General features: G+C 67.3%; 5 protein-coding genes and 2 pseudogenes. 5 read left to right on the forward strand and 2 right to left on the reverse strand.

The window, feature by feature from the left end; genetic code table 11:
• Positions 1-174 precede the first annotated feature (174 nt).
• Both ABD308_RS04340 and ABD308_RS04345 read right to left on the reverse strand, forming a co-directional pair.
• Entirely contained in the window at positions 175-384 is a 210-nt protein-coding gene (locus tag ABD308_RS04340) for a DUF397 domain-containing protein (RefSeq protein WP_344325775.1), read from the reverse strand.
• Positions 371-1,213, reverse strand: a complete 843-nt coding sequence (locus tag ABD308_RS04345) for a helix-turn-helix domain-containing protein (protein ID WP_344325778.1) — start codon at positions 1,211-1,213, stop codon at positions 371-373. Before ABD308_RS04345 ends, ABD308_RS04340 begins: the two co-directional genes overlap by 14 nt.
• A 66-nt stretch (positions 1,214-1,279) precedes the next feature.
• Here ABD308_RS04345 and ABD308_RS04350 point away from each other — a divergent pair, with 66 nt between their 5' ends.
• From ABD308_RS04350 to ABD308_RS04365, 5 genes and pseudogenes are all read left to right on the forward strand, one after another.
• On the forward strand, positions 1,280-2,047 hold the full coding sequence (locus ABD308_RS04350) for a transposase (RefSeq protein ID WP_344325781.1): 768 nt from the start codon (positions 1,280-1,282) through the stop codon (positions 2,045-2,047).
• Between the two features lie 170 nt (positions 2,048-2,217).
• Positions 2,218-2,454 (forward strand): hypothetical protein, encoded by a 237-nt coding sequence (locus ABD308_RS04355; RefSeq protein ID WP_344325784.1) that lies wholly within the window; start codon positions 2,218-2,220, stop codon positions 2,452-2,454.
• 187 nt (positions 2,455-2,641) lie between these two features.
• Positions 2,642-2,860 (forward strand): annotated as a pseudogene (locus ABD308_RS39550) (NUDIX domain-containing protein); the annotation flags it as partial.
• Positions 2,861-3,204: 344 nt separating this feature from the next.
• Entirely contained in the window at positions 3,205-3,873 is a 669-nt protein-coding gene (locus ABD308_RS04360) for a hypothetical protein (protein ID WP_344325787.1), read from the forward strand.
• A 95-nt stretch (positions 3,874-3,968) separates the two neighbouring features.
• A pseudogene (locus tag ABD308_RS04365) lies at positions 3,969-4,202 on the forward strand (hypothetical protein); the annotation flags it as partial.

Here is a 4,202-nt window from a genome sequence, read left to right on the forward strand (position 1 = left end):
TGGGAAGTCGATGGGGTCGACTTCCCACTCCGGGGTCTTCTCCGGTGGCCCCTTGCGAGCAGCGAGGGGCCACCGGAACTGTGCCGTGCTGCTCGGAGTGGGAAGTCGGCCGGTCCGACTTCCTGCTCCGAGGTGGTTTCGGGGTATGCGGTTGGGGCTCGAAGTTTGCTTGCGTCAGATGGTGTCGAACTCGCTGGCCTGGACGGCGGTGACGAAGGAGCGCCAGGCGGAGGTGGGGAAGACGAGGGCCGGGCCCTCGGGGTCCTTGGAGTCCCGGACGGGAACGAGGCCGAGGAGGTTGGAGGCGACCTCTACGCACTCACCTCCCTGGCCGCTGTACGTGCTCTTGCGCCAGCGAGCATCGGCGAGGTCAAAGTGCTGCATGGCTCTCAAATTCCTTCCGTACTTCCCTGATCAGCTCCAGCGAGCGGGCTCGGGACAGGGCTTCGACTTGCAGCTGATCGTAGTCCCTGGCCCAGGCTGACAGTATCTTGGCGTCTCGTTCCAAGAGGCCTGTCTTGTGGCTCTCTGTGTAGCCCAGCATCTTTCCGGTGGCCATGGTCAGCAGATTCACAGGATGGACGAAAGGTCGGTCTTCTCCGAGGTCGAGCGGTGCCACCTGGAGGGTCACATTGGGCTGTTGGGCCAACTCCTCCAGGTACTGAAGCTGACCGATCATGACAGCTCGGCCGCCGATAGGTCGCCGCAGGTTCCACTCGTCAAGCACCGCCTGGATGAACGGGGGAGGGGTTCGCTTCAAGGCTGCTTGGCGGTTCAGTAGAAGGTTCACGCGGCCGTCTGCTTGCTGTGGGGTAGCCGCTCCTCGCCGGACCGCTGCCAACTCGTAGGCCTGAGCGTACTCCCGCGTCTGCAGCAGGCCCGTGATCAGTCCAAGGTGGAAGAGCCGGATGGTCACGGCCTTTGCTTCCTGTGCGATGTACTCCGGAAGTCCCTCTTTGAGGACAACGTGTTCAAGTTGGTCGAGCATCAGCTCGATGGTGCCCCCGGTGTCGAGCGCGCGATCGACCTCCTGGGCGAGGCGTCGACTCGGAGGCTCCACTCCTCGTTCAATTCGCGAGATGTAGGACGCCGAGAATCTGGTGATCTCGCCAAGTTGGGGTTGTGTGAGGCCTCGCGCCTTACGTGACCTGCGTAGTTGAACACCGATGGGAGCGAACTGGGATGACGCCGGGTCGAGTTTGCGTTCGTTCATGGTGGCTCCAACTGAACCCTAAGGGTTGTCCCGTAACTGCTGGCCACGGGTGAGATGATCTTGCGCGTGGCTGGTGTGATCACGGCGTCGGAGCCGTCCTGGATAGCCCCGTTCACCGGGCTGAGCCCGCGTGACTTCCGCAAGCTGATGACTGTGCTGCGCCGCGAGGGCGCCGACACCGTGCGGCCCGGCCGGCCCTGGAGTCTTCCGCTCGAGGACCGAGTGCTGCTGGTGGCAGCCTACTGGCGGACGAACCTGACACTGCGACAGCTCGCGCCGCTGTTCGGGGTGTCTAAGTCCGCGGCCGACCGGATCATCGACCACGTCGGCCCACTCCTGGCGCTCAAGCCCCGCCGGCGCTTCCGCAAGGACACCGTCCTGATCGTCGACGGCACCCTGGTCCCCACCCGCGACCACGCCGTCGCCGCCCAGTCCAAGAACTACCGGTACTCCACCAACCACCAGGTCGTCATCGACGCCCACACCCGCCTGGTCGTGGCGATCGGCAAGCCCCTCCCGGGCAACCGGAACGACTGCAAGGCATGGGAGGAGTCCGGAGCCAAAGCGGCCGTCGGGAGAGCCGCCACGATGGCCGACGGCGGCTACCCGGGCACCGGCCTGGTCATCCCACACCGCAGGCCGCGCGGTGGTGAGCTGACCGAGTGGCAGGCCGAGCACAACCGAGAGCACAAGCAGGTCCGCGCCCGCGTCGAGCACGTCTTCGCCCGCATGAAGACCTGGAAGATCCTCCGCGACTGCCGACTCAAGGGCGACGGCGTCCACGACGCGATCCTCGGCATCGCCCGCCTGCACAACCTCCTGCAGGCCGCGTAACCAGCCGGCCGACGGCCGCCTTGCCCTGCCTCGACCCACTCAAAGATCAATTACGGGACAGCCCTTAGGCAGATTCGCCATTTCCTCGGCTTCCGATCGTAGACCCTTCAGCCCCACCATGGATACGGGTCGTAGTGATCCCAATGCACAGCGCAATCAATGGAGCCCCCATGCCCATCTACACCCCCACCGTCGGCGAGGTCGTCCGGGACCTCGCGCACCGGGACTTCTCCGGCAAGCCCGTCGAGGGCGTCTACATGGACACCCTCGCGAAGCTGGTCTACCTCCGGCCCCTCGCGGGCGGGTGTGAGTGGACGACCAAGCCCGAGTGCGTCCAGCCCCTCCCCACCCCCCGCTTCATCACCGTCCAGCACCCCAGCCGGCCCCGCGTCGCCGACGTGGCGTGAAGCTGCTCGGCGCCGTCCTCGGCATCCCCGCCCTCTCCACCCTCACCGCCACGGCCGTCTGCTGGCCCATCCGCAACGGGCCGCTCGGACCAAAGTTGTTGATCTTCGGGCTGATTCTCTCCGCCGGTGTCTGCGCCGGACTGCCCGCCTGTTTCACCTGGCTCTCGCCGAACAGGAGCACCCCCTCATGCTGCACAACCTCCCCACCATCCTCACCACACCGCCCCGCCGACGCCTCGGCCACCAGACCCTCATCCTCAACCGCGACGGCGCGATCCTCCTGATCGGAACCGCCTACAAGTCCGGCCTGATGCTCCCCGGCGGCAGCGCCGAGGCCAACGAACTCCCCCACCTCGCCGCCCGCCGACACACCGAAACCGAAACCGGCCTCGTCCTCCCCCTCCGGCACATCCTCGCCACCGACTACGTCTCCGCCCACCACCTCCCCGAAGGCGTCAACTTCGTCTACTGGGGCGGCCGCCTCACCAGCGCCCAGGAAGACACCGTCGCCCGCCACCGACCCCCCCGCCATCATCACCGCCGTCCACTGGCTCCACCCCCACCAACTCCACAACGCCATGGACCCCGAACAGCACCGCCGCACCACCCACGCCCTCACCGCCCTCACCCGCGGCATCCACCTCCCCCTCCTCCTCCGCGGCACCCCCGCCGAATAGCCTGGGACCGGGCGGTCGGGCGGAAACCCGCAGGACAGCGGGCATGCGGATGGGATAGGACTGCCAGGTGAAGTTGAGCACCACAGTCCACCAGGTCCGACACAACGGCGCCGAGTACCGGGTCGTGAAGGCCGGCCCGCGGTCGGGGCGTGCCGTGATGTACGACAACGACTGGTCGTTGGACATGTACGTGGACCGCCTGGCGGCCGAGAGCCTGGCGGTGGCCTGGGGGTTGGCCGCGCGCTCCCGGCGCTCTCTCGTCTACGTGCCGCTGAAGGCGGGCCGCGAGGGACCGAAGGGGATCGATGACTGGCACCGGTCGCCGGTCGCGTTGGACCTGGTCCTGACGCACCACAGCCTGGGGTTCCCGCCCTCGCGGTGGAAGGCGCTGCGGGCCCGGCTCGGAGCGGGGAGGCCGCACACGGTGGAGCTGCCGGAGACCGACTTCCCGGGGGACGACGAGATCGACCACCGGGCCAGGCACTACGCGGGCTGGCGCGACGAACTGCGCTTCGGCCGCGCGGCGGACACGTTGTTCCTGACCGGGAGCGCCACGGCGTTCCGGATCACCGGAGCGCTGGTGCACTCGCTGGTCGTGGACGGCCCGGCCCGTGTGCTGGAGTACCCGAAGGCGCACGAGTGCATCACGCTGGGGTCCGACGGGCCGTGGGACGTCTGGCCGTCCAAGACCGGATCGAGCCAACTGCACGTCCAGTACGCCCACGGGTGGAAGGCGGCCTGAGTCCTCGGGCCCGTTCTTCCGGGATCGTTGTTAGCCTCTCGCCTGCCTGCCACTCACTTCACCCTCCCCGCAGGCATTTTCGAGAGGCTCTTGACGTGACCATTCACACCGACACCGCCTGGATACTCTTCTTCGCCGGCGTCATCTTCACCACGTCCCTCCTGCTCGGGGTGTGGAAGTGGCAGAAGATGGTCACCTCGCCCACCGGCAGGGCACACCCCTACATCGACATCGCCCACCGCTCCGCTCTGCTCTACGCCTTCGCCACCGGACTGATCGCGGCCTTCGTCGAGCTCTCCGGCTGGCCGGCGGCGGTCAATCTCACCGCC

Source organism: Kitasatospora putterlickiae (assembly GCF_039527695.1).
Classification (GTDB): Bacteria; Actinomycetota; Actinomycetes; order Streptomycetales; family Streptomycetaceae; genus Kitasatospora; species Kitasatospora putterlickiae.

Excerpts from the sequence above, each read along its gene's own strand:
- ABD308_RS04340 (WP_344325775.1), bottom strand. The coding sequence starts at position 384 with ATGCAGCACTTTGACCTCGCCGATGCTCGCTGGCGCAAGAGCACGTAC.
- ABD308_RS04345 (WP_344325778.1), bottom strand. The coding sequence starts at position 1,213 with ATGAACGAACGCAAACTCGACCCGGCGTCATCCCAGTTCGCTCCCATC.
- ABD308_RS04355 (WP_344325784.1), top strand. The coding sequence starts at position 2,218 with ATGCCCATCTACACCCCCACCGTCGGCGAGGTCGTCCGGGACCTCGCG.